17 protein-coding genes are annotated in these 19,198 nt (G+C 66.0%); all 17 read right to left on the reverse strand.

All coding sequences use genetic code 11. The features are described 5' to 3' along the window. The coding region (gene tssI / locus EA796_RS17430; RefSeq protein ID WP_178082575.1) for a type VI secretion system tip protein TssI/VgrG at positions 1-1,099 on the reverse strand (1,099 nt) is incomplete at its 3' end. Positions 1,100-1,123: 24 nt separating this feature from the next. After that, positions 1,124-2,095, reverse strand: a complete 972-nt coding sequence (locus tag EA796_RS17435) for a serine/threonine-protein kinase (protein WP_178082576.1) — start codon at positions 2,093-2,095, stop codon at positions 1,124-1,126. Beyond that, positions 2,092-2,820, reverse strand: a complete 729-nt coding sequence (locus EA796_RS17440; RefSeq protein WP_122109524.1) for a PP2C family serine/threonine-protein phosphatase — start codon at positions 2,818-2,820, stop codon at positions 2,092-2,094. Before EA796_RS17440 ends, EA796_RS17435 begins: the two co-directional genes overlap by 4 nt. Next, the gene (gene tssM, locus EA796_RS17445; protein ID WP_122109525.1) at positions 2,820-6,359 is read right to left on the reverse strand and encodes a type VI secretion system membrane subunit TssM; all 3,540 of its coding nucleotides are present in this window, start codon (positions 6,357-6,359) and stop codon (positions 2,820-2,822) included. The genes EA796_RS17440 and tssM overlap by 1 nt, the downstream gene beginning before the upstream one ends. Continuing rightward, positions 6,356-7,237: a type IVB secretion system protein IcmH/DotU gene (gene icmH, locus EA796_RS17450; protein WP_003242082.1), complete on the reverse strand. Its 882-nt coding sequence runs from the start codon at positions 7,235-7,237 to the stop codon at positions 6,356-6,358. The genes tssM and icmH overlap by 4 nt, the downstream gene beginning before the upstream one ends. Positions 7,238-7,239: 2 nt before the next feature. Next, entirely contained in the window at positions 7,240-8,571 is a 1,332-nt protein-coding gene (gene tssK / locus EA796_RS17455) for a type VI secretion system baseplate subunit TssK (protein ID WP_021444064.1), read from the reverse strand. Continuing rightward, positions 8,568-9,050, reverse strand: coding sequence for a type VI secretion system lipoprotein TssJ (tssJ, locus tag EA796_RS17460; protein WP_122109526.1), 483 nt, complete (start codon positions 9,048-9,050; stop codon positions 8,568-8,570). Before tssJ ends, tssK begins: the two co-directional genes overlap by 4 nt. Before the next feature lie 5 nt (positions 9,051-9,055). Then, on the reverse strand, positions 9,056-10,252 hold the full coding sequence (gene tagH, locus EA796_RS17465) for a type VI secretion system-associated FHA domain protein TagH (RefSeq protein ID WP_122109527.1): 1,197 nt from the start codon (positions 10,250-10,252) through the stop codon (positions 9,056-9,058). A gap of 20 nt (positions 10,253-10,272) precedes the next feature. Beyond that, on the reverse strand, positions 10,273-10,407 hold the full coding sequence (locus EA796_RS17470; RefSeq protein ID WP_021444061.1) for a hypothetical protein: 135 nt from the start codon (positions 10,405-10,407) through the stop codon (positions 10,273-10,275). Positions 10,408-10,444: 37 nt separating this feature from the next. Continuing rightward, positions 10,445-10,834 carry a DUF805 domain-containing protein gene (locus EA796_RS17475; protein ID WP_158603101.1) on the reverse strand — a complete coding sequence of 130 codons (390 nt, stop codon included), beginning with the start codon at positions 10,832-10,834 and terminating at the stop codon, positions 10,445-10,447. A gap of 11 nt (positions 10,835-10,845) precedes the next feature. Beyond that, positions 10,846-12,360 carry a sigma 54-interacting transcriptional regulator gene (locus tag EA796_RS17480; RefSeq protein ID WP_122109529.1) on the reverse strand — a complete coding sequence of 505 codons (1,515 nt, stop codon included), beginning with the start codon at positions 12,358-12,360 and terminating at the stop codon, positions 10,846-10,848. A 10-nt stretch (positions 12,361-12,370) separates the two neighbouring features. Continuing rightward, a complete protein-coding gene (gene tssH, locus EA796_RS17485; protein WP_122109530.1) occupies positions 12,371-14,971 on the reverse strand; it encodes a type VI secretion system ATPase TssH in 2,601 nt (866 codons plus the stop codon). 11 nt (positions 14,972-14,982) lie between these two features. Further along, positions 14,983-15,990: a type VI secretion system baseplate subunit TssG gene (gene tssG / locus EA796_RS17490; protein ID WP_122109531.1), complete on the reverse strand. Its 1,008-nt coding sequence runs from the start codon at positions 15,988-15,990 to the stop codon at positions 14,983-14,985. Next, positions 15,954-17,744 (reverse strand): type VI secretion system baseplate subunit TssF, encoded by a 1,791-nt coding sequence (tssF, locus tag EA796_RS17495; protein WP_122109532.1) that lies wholly within the window; start codon positions 17,742-17,744, stop codon positions 15,954-15,956. The genes tssG and tssF overlap by 37 nt, the downstream gene beginning before the upstream one ends. 2 nt (positions 17,745-17,746) lie before the next feature. Then, positions 17,747-18,136: a hypothetical protein gene (locus EA796_RS17500; protein ID WP_147459056.1), complete on the reverse strand. Its 390-nt coding sequence runs from the start codon at positions 18,134-18,136 to the stop codon at positions 17,747-17,749. A 10-nt stretch (positions 18,137-18,146) separates the two neighbouring features. Then, positions 18,147-18,518 (reverse strand): hypothetical protein, encoded by a 372-nt coding sequence (locus EA796_RS23120; RefSeq protein ID WP_147459057.1) that lies wholly within the window; start codon positions 18,516-18,518, stop codon positions 18,147-18,149. Next, on the reverse strand, positions 18,515-19,198 hold the full coding sequence (locus EA796_RS23125) for a DUF6695 family protein (RefSeq protein WP_147459058.1): 684 nt from the start codon (positions 19,196-19,198) through the stop codon (positions 18,515-18,517). Before EA796_RS23125 ends, EA796_RS23120 begins: the two co-directional genes overlap by 4 nt.

Here is a 19,198-nt window from a genome sequence, read left to right on the forward strand (position 1 = left end):
GGTGGAAATCCGAGTCGCCCCTTTCCCCCTCACCCCAGCCCTCTCCCCGGAGGGGAGAGGGGGTCGATCTGCGTAGATCACTGGTGATCGACTCTTCCAGCACCTGCGGCTGTTTACCTTCGTGCAGCACTTCGGTGAGCAGCCAGAGGTCGTTCCATTCGCGGCGCGGGTGTTCGGAGATTTCCAGCAGGTGCCCCGTAACCAGCCGCGGCTGGTCGCTCTGGCCTTCGAGTTGCTGGTAGTCGGCGCGGTGGCGTTCCAGGGCGCGCTTGGCCAGGTGCTTGCCGCGGGTGCGGTAGGTGTAGCGGCCGGGGTAGTCGTAGTCTTCCAGATCGGGCAGGCCGTCGTTCTCGCCGGCTTGCTCGCCCTGGTAGGCCGTCTCCAGCAGCAGGCGCGGCTGCTGGAAGTCGTAGTCGCGGCGGGTGGTGCTGCGGGTGCGGGTTTCCAGACGCAGAGCCAGGCGCTTGATCACCGGATCATCGGCGGTCATGCCGCTGTCCTGGATATAGGGCGTGGGCTGGCCGAGCTTGGCGAAGGCGGTCTGGTCATCGCCGAAGCACAGCACGTGGCCGCTTGCGCTGTGCTGGAAGTGGTAGTGGATGCCTTCCTCCTCGCACAGGCGCTGAACGAAGTGCAGGTCGCTCTCGTCGTACTGCACGCAGTACTCGCGCTGCGGGTAGACGGTGGGGCCAAGCTGGAACTGGTAGCGGCCCTCCACGATGCCGTGTTCTTCCAGCACCTGGACGACGATCTGCGGCACCGTCAGGTGCTGGAAGATGCGCTGGTTGGTGCGGTGCGCCAGGTAGGCCAGTTGCGGCACCAGGGTCAGGCGATAGCGGGTCAGGCGTTTGCCGGACTCGCCCTGCTCGACCCGGTGGATCAGGCCGTGGATGCCGTCGCCATTGGGGCTGAAGGCAAGGAAGGCGCGCTGATGCAGCAGACTGGTCAGATCGAGATCCGGGCGTTCACTGATCAGCTCGACGTCGAAGCGATAGGGCTGGCTGATGGCCTCGCGGCCGCTGAATTCGAGCACCTGCAGATCGTGCTCGACGCCTTCGATGGTCAGGCTGAAATGGGTTTCGTTGGCCGGGTTGAACATATGCGTATCCTTTCGATTGAGTCCTTATGCCTTGCCCAGCCAGCGGCGCAAACGCGAGGCCGGTGGCCGGCGAAACGCCTCGAGCAGCTCGCTGCAGCCGATCTGCCGCTGGCTTTCGTCGAAGGCCAGCGCGGTGCGCAGGGCCTGCCAGCAGTGCAGCGGCACCTGCGCCGGGCGTTGCAACTGCCTGTCCAGCTCCATGCTCTTGGCCTGCTTGGCGCTGAGGCGGCGGAACGGGTGTTGTCCGCTGGCCAGCTCGACCAGCACGCAGGCCAGCGCATAGACATCGGCAGCCGCCGACAGCGGCGCGCCTTCGAGCAATTCCAGCGCGGCGTAGCGCGGTGTCCAGGCGGCAATGCGGCTGCGGCACAGGCGCGGCAGGCCGGGCAGCAGGCCCTCCACCGGCTGGCCGAGACCATAGTCGAACAGGCGCAGGCCGTCTTCGGCCAGCATCACATTGCTCGGCTTGAGATCGCCATGCAGCACGCCCAGCTGGTGCGAATAGCACAGGGCTTCGAGCAGCGTAATGGCGATGCCGCGCAGCTCGTCCCAGGGCAAGCCCTCGGGGCGTTCACAGAGCAGCTGATCGAGGGTCAGGCCGCGCAGCAGTTCCAGGGTGATGAAGGCGCGCTGGCTGGGAATGTCCACCTCAAAACCGAACAGGCGCACCACGTTGGGGTGGCTGAGCCGCGCGGTGAGGGCGAACTCGCTGTAGAGCAGGGCGTTGGCGTCCGGGTATTCGGCGAAGTCGTCGCTCAGGGTCTTCAGCGCGACATAGGGCTCCGGGTCGCCGAACTGTTCGCGCAGCAGATCGCGCGCGCGGTATACCGCGCCCATGCCGCCGACACCGAGCAGACGCTCGATCTGGTAGCGGCCGCCGAGCGCCTCCGGCAGCTCGCCGGGGGCCTGACGCGGCGTTTCGCGCACAGGTTCCTTGGCGGCGGTGGCGGCCAGGGCGAAGTAGGTGAGGTCGCTGGCTTCGGCGGCTTCGATCATTGGCGGATCACCACGGCACTGAGGTTGTCACGGGCCGGACCGTCGAGCACGCGCTGGAACAGGCGCTCCACGGCCAGATGCGGCGAAGGCAGGTTGAGGCAGGCGCCCAGCTCGTCGGCGGAAACGCCCTGGTAGAGGCCGTCGCTGCACAGCAGGAAGACGTCGCCGGGCAACACGTCGAGTTCGAGGATGTCCAGCTGCAGGGTCTCGCTGGCGCCGATGGCGCGGGTCAGGGCATGCGCCGCCGGATGGCGCGCGGCCTCCTGCGGCGTCAGGCCCTGTTCGTCGATCAGTTGCTGCACCAGCGAATGATCCCGGCTGAGCTGATACAGACGCGCGCCGCGCCACAGGTAGCAGCGGCTGTCGCCAGCCCAGACGCAGGCGGCGCGGTCGCCGTCGAGCAGCAGGGCGACCACGGTGCTGCCGATCACCGTATCCGGGCGCTCGGCGGTTACCGTCAGCTCCTGGCCGAGGCGATGATTGAGCCGGTGCAGCGCCTGACGCAGCGCCACCAGGCGCTGCTCCAGGCTGCCCTGTGCCAGCTCGGCCAGCTGCTCGACGATCAGGCGGCTGGCCAGGGCGCCGTTCTGGTGCCCGCCCATGCCGTCGGCCACCACCCACAGGCCCTGCTCGGGCAGGGCCAGGAAGGCGTCCTCGTTGCGCGCGCGCACCTTGCCGGTGTCGGTGCGCGCGGCGCTGCGCCAGGCGTTGGCGACTGCCGCCATCAGAGCGTCGCCGGCAGCTTGAAGCTGCGCAGCAGGCCGATGTCGAACGGGTTCGGCGAGCGCTGGCTGTGCAGCAGGTAGTTGGCGTGCAGGCCGCCGAGGTTGGCCTTGAGGATCAGCACGTCACGACCGCTGTGGTAGTCCACGTCCATCAGGTCGAGCAGGCGGAACAGCGACCAGGGGCCGGTGTTCTTCTCGATGCCGACGCGGCGACCGCCGAGTTCCTCGACCACCAGGCTGGTGCGGTCTTCCTCGCTCGCCGCCGGCCAGCGGAAGGCGGTGGCGACGATCGGGCCGTGGCGGTATTCCAGCTGCTGCTTGCCGAAGCGGAAGTCGGCGCGGCTCAGGCTGGAGTCCAGCGAGTAGGGCTCGAGCTTGAACAGCACCTGCGGCTCGGCCGGGTTCTCGGCGAAGAAGCTGCGGCGGATCACCTGGGCGCGGCTCATCTGCAGGAGGAACTCGCGCGACAGCGGCAGGCCGCGGCCATCGACGCGGCGCAGGCGGTATTCGTCGGCGCTGCCGCTGACGAAGGGGCGCAGGTACTGGTCGAAGAAGCGCTCGGCGATGCCCTGGGCCTTGAAGAACTCGCGGAAATCCGCCACTGCCACGTCGCTCTCGCTGTGCGCGCTGAACGGGTAACGCTGCTTCAGCGAGTTGTCGTAGGCGGCGTACAGCTCGCTCTGATAGCGCTGATTGAGGAAGTGGTAGGCATCATTGAGCACCAGGGTCCAGCTGTCCTCGGCCAGCAGCGCCAGCCAGTTGCCCACCGGTTGCGGCAGTCGCGCGGCGGCGCTGCGCACCTGGTTGATCGCGTCACGCTTGCCGGCCATGCGCGCCTTGGCCATCTCGAACGCAGCCTGGTCGCTGGCACCGGCATTGGCCAGGCTGGCCAGCTGGCGCTGCAGTTCGTCCAGCGCCTGCAGGCTGGCGGCCAGTTCGACACCGGCGCCGCCGTTGTCGTCGAGCAGCTTGTGCAGCACTTCGAAGCGGCGCTCCAGAGTCTTGCGCGCGGTGTCCGGGGTGTTCTTGGCCAGCGCCTGCTGCGCCTGTTCGGCGGCGGCACTGGCCAGCTTGGCGGCCTTGCCCAGCTTGCCCTTGGCGCCCTCCAGCGCTTCGGCGGCGGCACCAGCGTCGTCGGCGGCCTCGGCCAGGCCCTTGAAGCGGGTGTTGTCGCGCACTTCCACCAGCAGTTGCAGCAGCGGCGAATTGGCCGCGGTCAGGCCGCCGAGCAGGGCGGCGCCTCGGCCGGCACTGCCGATCGGCTCCAGGCTGAGCTGGGCGATGGCCTCGCCCCAGTAGTTGCCGTAATCACGGAAGTACAGCTGCTCCAGCTCTACCATCAGGCGGCCGAGGTCGCCGGCGCTGAGGCTCTCGCCCTCGCCCAGTACCCAGTTGTCACGCAGGATCTCGCGCACCAGGTTGCCGCCCTGGGCGGTGAAGGTCTTGCTGTAGCCGGCCTGGGTGTAGAAGCCGGGGATGGCGTAGTCGCTGCCATTGATCAGCCCGGCCTGCGGCCCGAGCTTCTGGCTCAGACGGTAGTCCGGCAGGCTGCGCGCCTGTTCACGCAGCATGCGATAGACCACATTGGCCAGCGACTCGCTGCGCAGCACCTGGCGCGCCTGGACGACCAGCTGGGCGTTGAGCGCATAGGGCGCGAAGGACTCGTCGAGCAGACGGGCGAAATGGGTGTTGAGGCCATGCTGCGCCGGGCTGTTGCCGGCATAGCGCAACGACCAGTCGGCGGCTACCCACTCCTTGAGGAAGGCGGCGTCGCGGCGCTCTTCCAGGTTGAGCATCAGGTAGGCGCGCAGGCTGCCGAGCAGGCGCTCGCGGTCGCCGAGGTTGGCGCGGATCTGCGCCTCCAGCTGACGCGCCACACGTGGCAGCAGCAGGGTTTCCAGCTCGGCGCGGTAGGTCGAATAAACGGCCGGATTGACCGCCTCGCCCTGGAACAGGCCGCTGCGCTGCAGGTAGGACACTTCGCCCTTGGGCGGGAACACCAGAGTGGCGGCGTAGCTGCTGTCCAGCGCCTTGAGGGTCTGCAGGGCGTCGTCCTGCGGGTTGATCGCCTGGTGCTCGCGGGTGAGCTTCTGGGCGATCTCGCGCAGCTGTTCCAGACGCCCGTGGTTGGCCGAGAAGCCGGTAGCCCAGAGCACGCCGAACAGCGCCAGCACGGCGAAGGCGGTGGCGTACATGGCACGCTGGCCCCAGTCGATGCGGCGCACTTCCTTCTGGTCGAGCCCGGCCAGGTCGGCCTCGGGGAAGATCACCCGGCTCAGCAGGTGGTTGATGAAGCGTGCACGGCCCGTGCGGAAGGTCGGCAGCGCGCTGCCGGCCAGACCGAGGTTGCGGCCGATGCCGGCAGTCAGCGGGTCGAGCTGTTCGTTGAGCTGCGGTGCGCTGGTCAGGTAGAAGCCGCGCAGCTTGCTGGCGCGCTGGTAGCGGTTGCCGGCGAAGGCCAGCTCGATGAACAGGCACAGGCGCTCGCCGATCTGGCCGAGCTGGTGCGGGAAGTCGAGGATGCGACCACGGCGCTGGGTGTCGCGCTCCTGGTGCATGCGCAGGATCACCTGGCTATTGAGGCGGCGCAGCAGTTCTTCGAACTCCTGGCGTACGACGCCCACGTCGCTGGCGTTCTGCTCCTTGCGGAAGCTGGCGCCGAGCACCTGCTCGCTCTCCTCGCGCGACAGCTGGTCGAAGAACTCGTCGAAGCCCAGCACCTTGTCGGCCTTGCTCAGCACCAGGTAGACCGGCACGTCGGCGCCCAGGCGCTGATGGATCTCGTGCAGGCGCTGGCGGGTCTGGCGGGCCAGGGTTTCCAGCTCCACTTCGCTGCCGCCCTGCAGCTGCTCGACCGGAATGCTCACCAGCACGCCGTTGAGCGGGCGCGCGCGGCGCTGGCGCAGCAGGCCGAGCAGGGTGCCCCAGGCGCGGCCGTCGACCTGCGCGTCGGGCTGGGTCAGGTAGCGCCCGGCGGTGTCGATCAGCACCGCATGGTCGGCGAAGTACCAGTCCGCGTAGCGGGTGCCGGAAACGTCCTTGGTCAGGCGCTGGCTGTCGCCGCGGTTGAGCGGGAAGTCCAGGCCGGAGAAGTCCAGCAGGCTGGTCTTACCGCTGCCCTGCGGGCCGAGCAGCAGGTACCAGGGCAGGTCGTTGCGCCACTTCTCGCTGCGCCCGCGGTACAGGCTGGAGCGCTTGAGGGTGCGCAGGGCGTCCTTGAAGCGGTGGCGCAGCTCATTCTGCTCCTCGCCGATCTGCTCCTCGCGGCGCAGGCGCTCCTGCGCCTCGGCGTCGTTCTCCTCGGCCTTCTTGCGTGCGGTGGCGCGCCAGCTGGCGAACACCATGGCCAGGCCCCAGAGCAGGAACAGCAGGCTGATGGTCAGCAGGCGGCTGGTGGCCGACTCCCAGAACTTGTAGTCGTCGACCGCCAGCAGCGGGCCGACGAACCACACCAGCAGGGCGAGGACCAGCACCAGCAGCAGGCTCCAGACCCAGGTCTTGCGGAAAAAGGCGCCAAGTTTGGCGAAGAAGCTCTTCATTTCACGTCATCCATGCTGACACCCGAGGCCGGGTCGAGTTGCTGATACGGCTTGAGGACGGTGTCGCGCTGCTCGCCGAGCACCCAGGCGAAACCGGCGTACATCATCACCAGGCACATCAGGGTGAACAGCGCCACCAGCCACCAGGGCACGATGCGCACCAGGCGCCGGCGGGTGTCCTTCAGGCCCTGCCAGTGCGGCGAGACTTCGCGCGGCACGTCGCCGCGCAGCTGACGGATCTGCCGATAGAGGCTGTCGCGCACCGCTTCCAGCTCGAGCATGCCGCGCGGCAGCACGCGGTACTTGCCCTCGAAACCAAGCGACAGGCACAGGTACATCAGCTCCAGCATCGGCAGGTGCTTGACCGGGTTGCGCGACAGGCGTTCGAGCAGTTGGAAGAACTTCTCGCCGCCGAAGGTCTCGTTGTGGAAGGACGACAGCAGGCTCATCTGCGACCACTGGCTCTCGTTGCCCCAGGGCGTGGTCACCACGGCCTCGTCGACCACGGTGCACAGCACGTAACGCGCGGCCATCACCTGGCTGCTTTCCGCGCCGTCGTGCAGGGCGCGGTGTTCGAACAGCTTGATCTCGCGGGTCAGGCGCTGGTTGAGGGCGTCCAGGTCCTCGCTTTCGAAGCTGTGCTTGAGCCGCACCACTTCCGAGAGCAGCGCGGAGGCCGCCGCCACCAGCGGGTTGAGGCTGATGTTGAAGCTCTCTGCCGGGCGCAGGCGCGCGGCGAAGATCATGCGTTCTTCCAGCTGCTCGAATTTCGGCGGCGCGCTGAAGTCGGTCAGCGGGCTTTCGGCGCGGGCTTCGCCCTTGCGGTTGAGGATGACCGTCTTGTCATCCTGGCCGTATTCCATTTCCTTGATGGTCATCGTCAGTTCCTGATCGCCCAGAATTTCAGCTCAAGCCCGGAGAACTCGCCGGACACGTGGAAGGCGAAGCCGCCGGAGCGTTCCAGCTGCGCCAGTTCCTCGGAGCTGAGCTCCAAGGCGAAGTAGGTCTTGCCCGAGTGGAAGGGAATCTGCCGCGGTGCCACCGGCAGCGGTTTGACCTTGATCCCCGGCAGGTGCAGGTTGACCAGCTGGCGGATGCGCTCCACCGGGCCGACCTTGAGGTGTGCCGGCAGGCGCTGGCGCAGCTCCTCGGAGTCGCACTGGGCGCTGGCGGCGAGCACGAAGCTGGAGGTGCCGAGCAGCTTGTGGTCGTGCAGCGGCGACACCTGGATGCCGTACTGGCGCTGCTGCAGGAGCATTTCGATGGCGTGCTGTTCGAGCACCATCGACAGCACCTGGCGAATGGCGTCCATCAGCTTGCGGAAGCTCATGCCCTGGTCGCTGTGCAGGTAGCGGCCTTCCAGGCGCGGGCGCTTGGTCTCGCTGGAGAAGGTGGCCAGCTCGCCGAGCAGGCCCACCAGTTCGCGGTAGATCTGCTCCGGGTGCACCTGCTCGACGCCCAGGTGGTGACGCAGGATCGGCTCGTAGCGGTTGATCAGCTGCAGCATCATGAAGTCGCCAACCTCGGCGCCGCCCACCTTGCCGGTGGCGCGGATGCGCTCGGCGAGTATGTCGCCGCGGTGGGCGAGCATGCTGATCACTTCCTTGAGGCAGCTCAGCAGGTAGCCGGAGGCCTGGAAGTTGACGTAGGTCGGGCTGAACTCGGGGTCGAGGCTGATCACCCCGTCCGGCGTGGTGTCGAGCACCTCGCACAGCTTGAGCTTCACATAGGCCTGGTCGCTCTGCTGCTCGCCGAGCAGCAGGCGAAAATCCGGGCGACCGGTGCTGACCTGACTGTGGCTGCTGTCGCCGGCGTTGCAGTCGGCGACTTCCTCGTCGAAGGCGACGTAGCGCGCCAGCACATCCTTCTGCTCCGGGCGGCGGCTCTCGATATGGTTGCCGGTGACCAGCGGCAACGCCAGGTACACCGGGGTGTTGCCGGTGTTCGGCGGCACGTCCAAGCCCAGCGGCTCGCGCTCGGCGCCGAGGTCGAAGAGGCTGCCGTCGGGCAGCACGCCGCTGGCCTTGCTCACCACCAGCTTGCCCATGTTGAGGAACTGGCGGTCGATCTCCAGCTCGAAGAAGCCCCAGGCGTAGCTGGCCAGCTTCTGCGTGCGCACCTTGAGCTGGTACTCGAAGTAACGATCGTTCTGCTGGAAGTGCTGCGGGCGCAGCAGCATGCCCTCCTGCCAGATGACTTTATGCTGGCTCATCGGCTTTGCTCCTGCTCGGCATCGAGGTTGCGAATGCCGCGCTCGTCGAGGCGCAGGCGCGCCTGGTTGCGCTGCTGCGCGTCGATGGCGATGACGTAGCGCCAGTTGGCTTCCGGCAGGTCGCGGTAGGCGGCGAGCACGCCGACGTAGCGGCTGCCTTCCTGCACCGACACCTTGAGTTCACGGGTCTCGCCCGGGCGCAGCTCCAGTTCTTCCAGCGTCACCAGGTCGGGCGCCAGGGCCTCCTTGGGCCGTTGGTAGAGGGAGAAGAAATCGGCGTTCTCGAAGGCCACCGGGTGCTTGAGCTCCATCAGGCGCAGCACGATGGGCGAGGGGCGGCCGTTGAGATCGGGGTTGAGCTGGTCGCTGCCGGCCAGGCTCAGGTCCAGCTTGGTCATGCTCGAATAGGGCGACAGCGCGGCGCAGCCGGCCAGGCTCAGCAGCGCGGCGATGAAGGCGAGGGAAAGCAGGCGAGGCATGGGCATCATCCTTGAAGGTCGGTATTGAGGGTGGCGATCAGGCGAACCTGCTCTTCGTAGGCGCTGGCGAAATCGCGGGTGAACAGGCGGTCGCTCCAATCGTCGTTCTGCTGCAGGTCCGCATGCAGGCGACGGTAGGCGCGCCAGCGGCTGCCGGCAGTGGCGAGCAGCGGCTTGCGGCCGTTGCGTTCGAAACGCATGGCCAGCTGCTCCGGGGCGAACTGCTCGAACATGCCCTTGACCGCCGCGCGGCTGGCGGCGAGCAGCGCCACCTGGTGCGCCTGCAGGTCGCGAAAGCCACGGCTGATGGCCTGTTCGGCGGGCAGCTGGCCGGGTTTGCCGCCACGCAGCAGGGCGCTCAGCGTCTCTCCGGCGTCCAGACCCTGCTTGAGCGGGTTGTTGCCGGCGCCCTGCACGGTGGTCAGGGCCAGACGCAGCTCGTTCTTCAGCTCGCCGCGCGTGCGCAGGGCCTGCTGCAGACTGCCGACGCTCTGCCTGAGCAGCTTGGCGGCATTGAGCGCCAGGGCTTCGCGGGCCTCAATGTCGAGATCGTCGAGGTGCACGCCGAGGGCATCGGCGAACTTCTCCCAGAAGCTCGGCGGCAGGCGCTCGGGCTCCGGCGCGGGTTTCGGCTGGGCTGGCGGCGTCGGCATCACCAGCTCGGGCACCAGCAGGTTTTCCTCGTCGATCTGCGCATAGTCGCGCTGTTGCGCCTGGGCGGTGCTGGGGCGCAGTACGGCGGTCAGATCGTCCACCTCGGCGTAGACGCGCTCCTGCTGCTCCAGCGCGGTGAGCGGGTCGAGATCGAGGAAGGCGTCGTCGGGGATGATGCTGCCGGCCGCCTGCGGCAGGCCGATATCGCCCTCAAACATGGCCGGGTCGCGCACCAGCCGCGCACGAATCTCGAAATCGCCCAGGCAGTACACGCTGCCGTGCTCGATACGCTGCGGACGGCCCTTGGCCAGGCTGGCGCCGCTGTCCTTGAGGGCGATGCCGTTGCTGCTGGTGTCGGTGAGAAAGAACGCGCCGTCGCGATAGCTGACCTCGGCGTGGCGGCTGGAGAGGATGCGCTTGCGATCGGGGATCACCCAGTCGCAATCCTCGGCGCGACCGATCACGCCGCCGGCCTGTTTGAAGGTCTTGGTGGTCAGCAGACCCGGCACGAACTGCTGTGCGCTGACCATCTCGAATACCAGTTCCATGGTGACTGTGCTCCTCGCGGTCAGTGGCCGCGCTTCTCGGCTTGCGGATCGCCCAGCGGGCGGTATTGGTCGTCGCTGAACTTGTAGTTGCCGGTGCAGCCGGCCAGGACGATGGCCAGGGCCAGCAGGGCGGCGGTCCGGTAGCGATGCAGCATGGAATGCGCTCCTTTGAGAAATGTGGAAATGAACATGTCAGATGGCCCCGTTTAACTGTTTGGCAGCAAAACGTTTAGGTGCGGGAGGACCATAGCGATTGCTCTGGCGTTGACCGGGCCAGATCAGCAGTAGCGGCCAGATCAGATTGATCAGCAGCACCCAGTAGCCGCTTCGACCAAGATCATGCAGGCGACGAACGCCTGCAGTTAGCGAGGCAACCCACCAGTAAATGAAAGCGAAAAGAGCAAAAGACGAGAGCACGTACTGCAGCCACATCGGGTAGCTCTCGCCACTGATGGCAACGAGCAGGAAGATGGGCCAGGCGCTCCACACATGGAGCAGCAGATATTTGACTCGCCCAATGCGCCCACTGGAGATCATTGGCTCCAGTACGAACGCGGCAATACGGCCCGGTAAATTCTTCATGGCTTCTCCCATCACACTTCGCTCGGGCTGATCTTCAGCCGTTGCATGCGGTACAGCAGGGTGCGCCGGGGCAGGCCCAGCTCGTTGGCGGCATTGGTCTGGTTGCCGCGGTTCTTGCGCAGGCAGTCGAGCAGCAGGTTGCGTTCGAGCCGGTCCATGCGCTCGCGCAGGCTTAGCGGCGCGCTATCGGGGTTCTGCGTGTGTTCCAGGTTGAAGTGCTCGGGCAGCAGCTCGCCGCCCTCACACAGCAGCACCGCGCGCTCGACCAGGCCTTTGAGCTCGCGCACGTTGCCGGGGAAGGCGTAGCCGGCCAGGTGCTCCAGGGCGGCGTCGCTCCAGCGGCAGGCGTCGCGCTGCAGCAGGCCGCTGGCGGTGCTGGCGAAGTGGCGGGCGAGCAGCAGGATGTCCTCGTCGCGCTCGCGCAGCGGCGGCAGCTCGATGGGGAAATGCGACAGGCGATAGAACAGGTCTTCGCGGAAGCGGCCTTCCTCGACACGCTTGCGCAGTTCCTGGTGGGTGGCGGCGACGATGCGCACGTCGACCTTGTGCGTCTCGCTGCAGCCCAGCGGTCGCACTTCGCCTTCCTGCAGCACGCGCAGCAGCTTGGCTTGCAGGGTCAGCGGCATATCGCCGATCTCGTCGAGGAACAGCGTGCCGCCGTCAGCGGCGTCGAACAGGCCCGGCTTGTCACGGTCGGCGCCGGTAAAGGCGCCCTTGCGATAGCCGAACAGTTCGCTCTCCAGCAGGTTCTCCGGCAGCGCCGCACAGTTCTGCACGATGAACGCCTTGCTGCGCCGCGCGCCGCAATCGTGGATGGCGCGGGCAACCAGTTCCTTGCCGGTACCGGTCTCGCCAGTGAGCAGCACACTGACCGGGCTGTGCAGCACCTTGCCAATCAGCTGGTAGACGCGGCGCATGGCCTGGCTCTGGCCGAGCAGGCCATAACCGCTGGCGCAGGGTGTACCCGGAGCGGGCGAAGCCGGTTCAGGGGTCTCTGGAGCACGTAGGCGCTGCAGCAGTTGCAGCTGGGCCAGGGCGAAACGGCCGAGCTGGGCGAAGGAGGCGGCGAAACCCTGCAGGCTGCGCCGCTCGTGGCTGGCCACCAGCAGCAGGCCACGGGTATGGCCGGCGCCGTCGTGCAGCGGCAGGCACAACAGGCTGCGCCAGGCGCCCTTGCCCTCGGGCAGGCAGGCGATGCTGTGCAGGGCGCTGTCCAGCTCATCGATACACAGCACCTGGTTCTGGCACAGGCAGTACTGCAGCAGCTGTTCGCCGTCGTAGTCGCTGGGCAGGCTGGCCGCCTCGCGCGGTTGCAGCAGGCCGTCGAGCCACTCCGCGCTCATCATCAGGCGGGTATTGGTGTGATCCAGCAGATACAGCTGGCCCAGGGCGCAATCGGCCAGCTCGGCGGCAGCGCGCACCAGCTCGGCGAGCAGGCGCTCGCCGCTGGCGGCGCCAGCCAGCGTAGCGTAGCGGCCGAGCAGGGCTTCGGCGTAACGCAGCGGTTGCGGGACTTCGGCGAACATCGGCAGCACCTCAGGCGAACTCGCAGGTCACAGCCGAATCGGCGTCCAGGGTGGCGTGCACTCGCTGCAGGCTTTCGCCGACGGCCATGGCATCGAGCAGGCGGTCGACCACCAGCGGCTGCAGGTGCTGGTCGATCAGGTGATCGATCAGGCGAGCGCCGCTGTCGCCATGGGTGCAGCGCTCGGCCAGGTGCTCGACCAGGCCGTCGCAATGACTGAAGGCGAGCTGACGACGGGCCAGGCGCTCGCCGAAACGGGCCAGCTTGAGACCCACCAGCTGACGCAGCAGGTCGCTGTCCATGGGGTAGTAAGGCACCACGCGCATACGGCCGAGCAGGGCCGGCTTGAAGTGCTGGCTCAGCTGCGGGCGGATGGCCAGCTCCAGGTCCTCGGCGGCCGGGCGCTCGCCGCCGGCGCAGAGGCTGGCGATGCGCTCGCTGGCGAGGTTGCTGGTCATCAGGATCAGGGTGTTGCGGAAGTTGATCTCGCGCCCTTCGCCGTCGTTGGCCACGCCCTTGTCGAAGATCTGGTAGAAGACGTTCATCACGTCCGGGTCGGCCTTCTCCACCTCGTCGAGGAGGATCACCGAGTAGGGCTTCTGCCGCACGGCTTCGGTGAGCATGCCGCCTTCGCCGTAGCCGACGTAGCCGGGCGGCGCGCCGATCAGACGCGAGACGGTGTGTTTTTCCTGGAACTCGGACATGTTGATCACGGTGAGGAAGCGCTCACCGCCATACAGCAGGTCGGCCAGGGCCAGGGCGGTCTCGGTCTTGCCGACGCCGCTAGGGCCGACCAGGAGGAACACGCCCACCGGCGCATCGGGCTTGTTGAGGCCGGCGGCTGTGGCGCGCATGGCCTTGTCCAGCGCCTGGATCGCCTGCTCCTGGCCGCGCACGCGCAGGCGCAGGTCCTCGGCGAAGGTGATGACCTTGGTGTTGTGCTCGCGCGCCAGCTGGCTCAGCGGCACGCCGGTCCAGTGGCTGATCACCTCGGCCACCAGGCGCGGGCAGACCTCGAAGCTGACCAGGCGCTCGCTGGCCTGGGCGGCGGCCAGTTCGGCCTGGATGGCGCGCAGTTCGGCTTCCAGTTCTTCCAGGCTCGGGCGTGGTTCGTCGCTGACCTCTTCATCGTTACCCAGACGCGCGGCGGCGCATTGCTTGCGCTGCTCGAGCAGGCGTTCGGCCAGGTCGCGCTGGATCGCCCAGCGGGTTTCCACCTGCTGCAGTTCGGCGCGGGCGGCGACCAGGCGGGTTTGCAGGGCATCCAGGGCTTCGCCGTCGATGGCAAGGCCGGCGTCCATGTCGCGGCGCATGGCCTCGCCCTGGCGCTCGCCCTCGGCGATCTCGCCGCGCAGGCGCTCCAGCGCCTCGGGCGCGGCGGCCAGGCTGATGCGCACGCGGGCGCAGGCGGTATCGAGCACGTCCACCGCCTTGTCCGGCAGCTGACGGCCGGCCAGGTAGCGCGCCGACAGCTCGGCGGCGGCGACCACGGCGTCGTCACGCAGGTAAATACCGTGGCTCTTCTCGTACACCGGCGCCAGGCCGCGAAGAATGGTCACCGCCTCGTCGACGCTCGGCTCGTGCAGTTGCACCGGCTGGAAGCGACGGGCCAGCGCCGGGTCCTTCTCGAAGTACTTCTTGTATTCGCTCCAGGTGGTGGCGGCGATGGTGCGCAGCTCGCCGCGAGCCAGCGCCGGCTTGAGCAGGTTGGCGGCATCGCCGCTGCCGGCCTGGCCACCGGCGCCGATCAGGGTATGGGCCTCGTCGATAAACAGGATGATCGGCTTGGGCGAGGCCTTGACCTCGTCGATCACGCCCTGCAGGCGGCGCTCGAACTCGCCCTTGACGCTGGCGCCGGCCTGCAGCAGGCCGAGGTCCAGGCACAGCAGCTCGACGCCCTTGAGCACCTGCGGCACCTCGCCGGTGGCGATGCGCAGGGCCAGGCCCTCGACGATGGCGGTCTTGCCCACGCCGGCCTCGCCGACCACGATGGGGTTGTTCTTGCGCCGGCGGGCGAGGATATCGACCATCTGGCGGATCGCGCCGTCACGGCACAGCACCGGGTCGAGCTTGCCGTCGCGGGCCTGCTGGGTGAAGTTGTGGGTAAAGCGCGCCAGGTTCGACTCGCCCGGCGCCGCCGCTTTGCCGCCCGCGGCCTGCGGCTGCTGGCTAAGGGCGAAGTCGCGCAGACGCTCGGCATTGAGCTTGCTCAGCAGCGTCTGATAACGGCTGCCGGCGTAGCGCATGGGATTGCGCAGCAGGGCGAGGATCAGCGCGGCCTGGTCGATCTGGCTGGCGCCCAGCTCCAGGTTGGCCACCAGCAGGGCGTCCTGCAGCCACTGCACCAGCTCGGCAGAAAATACCGGGTTGCGCGACTCGCTGTGCTCGCCGCGCGGCTGCAGCGCCTGGGCCAGATCAAAGGCATCGATCTCGGCATCCTGCAGGGCACGCGCCAGCAGGCTTTCCGGGCGCTCGAGGAGGCCCAGCAGCAGGTCCTCGACGAGGATCTTGTTGCCGCCGCGTACCACGCAGCGTTCGGCGGCCATCTCCAGGTCGCGCTTGCTCGCGGCGTCCAGGGCTTGAACCAGTTGTTGCAGGTCGACGTTGATCATTTCATCTGTCCTTAATGAATCTTGCTGCCGAGGGTGACCAGACCGTCGGCGTTGTCGCGGCCGAGCCAGGTGGTCCAGCCCAGCAGGCAGGGGTTGCCTTCGCCGATGCGCAGGTCGCGGATTTCGTCCTGACGCAGCTCCAGGCGGATGTCGTAGTCCAGCGGATCGCGCAGGGTGAAACGCACCAGCGCACAGAGCGGCTGGTAACCCGTGCCGATCGGCAGGAACTCGTGAAAGCGCGTCCAGCCCAGCTGGCGCACGTGGATGCGGAACTTGCCGCCGCGGTCGCGGACGCGCTCGCCGAGCACGGTGTCTTCCCCGAGCAGGCTGTTGGCGCGACCGAGGCGGTTGCGCTGTTCTTCCAGCACCACCACCTGGCGTTCCAGGCACTGCTCGATGAACAGCTCGGCGTGCTTGAAGTAGTAACGCAGCACCGACTCGATCAGCGCCGCCGAGTGGGCGCGCAGGCTGAGCAGGCCGAGGTAGGGCAGCAGGCGCTTCCAGTTCAGCTCCTGGGCCTGGCGGATCTGCTCGCTGCCCAGGCCGACCAGGGCGAACAGGTGCGCGGAGAAGGCGTCCATCGCCCCGCTCTGGAAGCTGGCGCGGTAGCGGTACTTCTGCCAGATCGGCAGCAACAGGCGCTGCAGACGGTTGTTGAACAGGTCGAGGAAGTCGCGGGTCGGGTTGCCGTCCTCGCTGTCGCCCAGGGCCTGCTCGCTGTAGAAGGCCGGCAACGGCGAACCGCCGCCGAACAGGCCGACCAGGTTGACGCGCATGCGCGCGCGCAGCTCGCCGTGCTCCTCGAAGAACTGCACGCGATCGATATCGCTGCCAGGGAAACCCAGGCTCGGATTGGCCTGGAATTCCAGGTACTCGTAGAGGCGCTCCTCATCCAGTTGCGGATGAGCGACCTTGAGACGCTCCAGCACCAGCTGTACGGCCTGGAACAGGCTGTACTCGCGGATGCCTTTGCTCAGTCGACTCAGAGCAGGGGCTGTTGCCCCATACGTGGCGTCCATTTGTACAACTCTCCCTGTGTGCTCTGTACGTGCAGCTCGTGATACGAGTTGAGGCTGGCGTAGAGGGCGAAAAACTCATTGAGGACCGAGGCGAAGAGGAACAGGTCGCCCTCGCCCAGGTAGCCGTCCGGATTCATGCTCAGTTCGGTGCGCACGCCGCGCACCGGCAGGCCGCGGTGCAGGCGGTCGACATGGCGGTGGCCGATGCTCTTGAGGCCACCGAGCAGGCGCTTGCTGACGCGCTCGGCGTGCTGGTCGTAGTAGCGCGGCAGGTCGTAGGTCTCGAGGATCACCTTGAGCGCCTCGACGTTGGCCAGCGACAGGTAGTTCAGCGACATGTTGGAAATCAGCTTCCACAGGAAGTCGCGGTGCAGCGGCGGCGCGTAGCAGGGGGTGACCGCGCTGATATTGCGGAAGCTGAGAAAATCCGGGGTGTCCTCGCTGGGCAGGCAGATATCGCCCAGGCTCAGCTGACGCGGCAGGTTCTGGTTGGTGCAGGTCAGCTCGATGGACAGCGTCTCGTGCTGGTCGAGGTTGCGCAGGCCGAAGCTGAGCCAGGTCTCCAGGCCGTCGCCGAGCATCGAGGGCTGCTGGCGCACGCTGTAGTGCGGGCGCGCCACCGGCACGTCGAAGCTGGGGTCGTGCTCGAACGACTCGAACGGCACGTACTCCTCGTAGCCCATGCCGCCCGGCTTCCAGCCGGTGACGCGGTCCACCGAGAACACGCCGCAGTGCTGCGCGTCGAATTCGGCCGGCAACAGCAGGTACTGGTCCTGCTTGCCGTCGAGGCGGATCGGGATGGCGTCGTGCTGGAACAGGTTGACCACCGGCGTGCAGTACAGGCGCACGTTTTCCAGGGTCGGGCGGATGCGCTGCACCCCGGCCTTGTGGATATCGAAGCGCAGCTCCAGGCCGCGCGCCTGTTTGAGCAGATCCTCGGGCAAGCTGTGAATGGCATCCAGGCCGAGCAGGTCGACGAAGAGGAACTTGTCCTGGAAGGCGAAGTATTCCTGCAGATAGCGGTAGCCGCGGAAGGTATTGAGCGGGTAGGGGATCAACGCCTCGTCTTCGGCGAAGCCCACCGGCTGCACCTTCTCGGGCTTGAGCTGCAGCGTGCCCAGGGTCTGGCCAAAGGCATCCTGCATCGGTTTGCCAGCAGCATCGAGCAACACCAACTGGATGCCGCCGAGGTTGCGCAGCAGCGCCAGGTAAAGCATCTGGCCGATATAGCGCTCGCCGGCCAGGTGCAGACGCAGCTTGTTCAGGCCGAGCTCGCCGATATGGCCGTCGGCGCTCATGCCCAGACGCAGGCTGAGCAGTGCGCCGTCGCCCTTGACCGAATAGTCCAGGCCGTTCAGCGCCAGCGGCAGCACCTCGGTGGGGTAGCAGGTGCGAAAGCGGCAGGTGACGCCTTCGATGGCCTTGGCCTCCACCGGCGTGCCGCGCTTGACCGGCAAGGCCGGACCGGGGCGGGTCAGCGGGTCGAACTGCAGCATGCTGAAGGCCGGCAGCGGACGCATGTAGTTCGGCCACAGCAGGTGCATCAGCGAATGGGTCAGCTCCGGCAGCTCGTCGTCGAGCTTCTGCCGCAGACGCCCGGTGAGGAAGGCGAAGCCTTCGAGCAGGCGCTCGACATCCGGATCACGCCCGGCCTGGCCGAGGAACGGCGCCAGCGCCGGGCTGCGCTCGGCGAAGCGCTTGCCCAGTTGGCGCAGGGCGGTGAGTTCGCTCTGGTAGTAGTGGTTAAAAGACACGATCAATCCTTGATTCGGTGGCTGTCGAAATGTGTCGGCTCAGGAGCGAGCCGCTTCGTGACATAGATGGCTGTCAAACTTAGGACACCTGACACGCCAGCGAAGAACAGTGCGCGTAACGGATGTTGAGGTAGCAAATAGAAGAGGCTTGCTATTACCAACGCACTGGCCAGGGCGATCTTTACTTTTATTCTGATGGTCATGGCTATCAGAGCATTGGCCAAAACAAAGGCCGCGAAAATTAGCTCCACCGCCAAACCTATAGCCACTTCCCTCGAAAACGGAGAGCCAAAGAGAGCGGTATAGAGATGGAAACCAAGGCTGCTGGCTAGTGGGAAAAGCAGACATACGATTGCGTGGCATATAAATGCCATGCTTCGCTGTCGACTCATCTTTGCTGCCTTACTCCATGTCAATTGGAGTACCATCATCATTCTCTAACTGAAGCTGTTTTTCATTTCTCAAATAGACCACAGTTCCGCCGTCGTAGCCCCAGAAGTCACTGTTTCTGAGCTGTTGGCCTTGCTCGGAAACCCAACCTTTGACCCAGATATCGCCATTCTCATGACGTATTTCCACGAAATACCGAGGCGGCTTAGCTTGGGTTATTTCAAAAAAAACCCCACCATCCTGAGCTCCACTCCAATGAGCGTTGGGATGGTTCTGTAATATGGGGGGCACTTCGTCCACAGGTACTAAAAATGAGTAGATCACCACACCTACGGTCAATATCAGTGCGATTAATATGAGGGCCGCCCACTTGATGATTTTCACTCGGAAATCTCCAGTACATCATTGGCGTAGTCGTAATCGATATCGACCTCGCTTAACTGGAACTGCGCCATATAGGCTTTAGGCATAACCACACGCATACGAAACGGACTTTCCAAGCCAACATGCTCGACTAGGTCGGCAACGAATGTCATACAGTTGTGATTACCCAAATCATATTCCTTGCGCTTTGGATCGTTATTCTCTGCTTCTTTTGCCTTTAGCCAAGCGATCGCCTGTTCAAATACTATGCCCCTTAAGACAACACCTGAGATACGTCCGCTTTGCCCGTATTTACTAGAAATGACACGCAACGTTTTTTTCAGCGAAGATTCGACGACCATTCCCCCCTTCAATGCAACGTCGGGTATTTGCCCGGAACGCGTACGGCCTGCCGGGCCGGGGCCTGGGTAACGTCCATATTCGTAGTATTTTGTCAGGCCGGTTTTTCCATTTACAAGGAGCACTCCGGCATGCCCAAGCTGAGGTAGTTTTTGAGCAGGGATTAGAATCTTTCGACCAAAAACATTAACTTCGGTGTTATCTATTACTTGGATTAGATAGTCGGGAAAGACTAGCGGAATTAGAAAATCCTCTGTACCAACAAGGTATAGCTGGGCAGGGCTTTGATCCTGAGCCGGGGTCGTTTTTACCGTGCCGAGTGGAATCGCTGCTTCAGTCAT

Source organism: Pseudomonas sp. AOB-7 (assembly GCF_003696305.1).
GTDB lineage: Bacteria > Pseudomonadota > Gammaproteobacteria > Pseudomonadales > Pseudomonadaceae > Aquipseudomonas.

Excerpts from the sequence above, each read along its gene's own strand:
- EA796_RS17435 (WP_178082576.1), bottom strand. The coding sequence starts at position 2,095 with ATGATCGAAGCCGCCGAAGCCAGCGACCTCACCTACTTCGCCCTGGCC.
- EA796_RS17440 (WP_122109524.1), bottom strand. The coding sequence starts at position 2,820 with ATGGCGGCAGTCGCCAACGCCTGGCGCAGCGCCGCGCGCACCGACACC.
- tssM (WP_122109525.1), bottom strand. The coding sequence starts at position 6,359 with ATGAAGAGCTTCTTCGCCAAACTTGGCGCCTTTTTCCGCAAGACCTGG.
- icmH (WP_003242082.1), bottom strand. The coding sequence starts at position 7,237 with ATGACCATCAAGGAAATGGAATACGGCCAGGATGACAAGACGGTCATC.
- tssK (WP_021444064.1), bottom strand. The coding sequence starts at position 8,571 with ATGAGCCAGCATAAAGTCATCTGGCAGGAGGGCATGCTGCTGCGCCCG.
- tssJ (WP_122109526.1), bottom strand. The coding sequence starts at position 9,050 with ATGCCTCGCCTGCTTTCCCTCGCCTTCATCGCCGCGCTGCTGAGCCTG.
- tagH (WP_122109527.1), bottom strand. The coding sequence starts at position 10,252 with ATGGAACTGGTATTCGAGATGGTCAGCGCACAGCAGTTCGTGCCGGGT.
- EA796_RS17470 (WP_021444061.1), bottom strand. The coding sequence starts at position 10,407 with ATGCTGCATCGCTACCGGACCGCCGCCCTGCTGGCCCTGGCCATCGTC.
- EA796_RS17475 (WP_158603101.1), bottom strand. The coding sequence starts at position 10,834 with ATGAAGAATTTACCGGGCCGTATTGCCGCGTTCGTACTGGAGCCAATG.
- EA796_RS17480 (WP_122109529.1), bottom strand. The coding sequence starts at position 12,360 with ATGTTCGCCGAAGTCCCGCAACCGCTGCGTTACGCCGAAGCCCTGCTC.
- tssH (WP_122109530.1), bottom strand. The coding sequence starts at position 14,971 with ATGATCAACGTCGACCTGCAACAACTGGTTCAAGCCCTGGACGCCGCG.
- tssG (WP_122109531.1), bottom strand. The coding sequence starts at position 15,990 with ATGGACGCCACGTATGGGGCAACAGCCCCTGCTCTGAGTCGACTGAGC.
- EA796_RS17500 (WP_147459056.1), bottom strand. The coding sequence starts at position 18,136 with ATGAGTCGACAGCGAAGCATGGCATTTATATGCCACGCAATCGTATGT.
- EA796_RS23125 (WP_147459058.1), bottom strand. The coding sequence starts at position 19,198 with ATGACTGAAGCAGCGATTCCACTCGGCACGGTAAAAACGACCCCGGCT.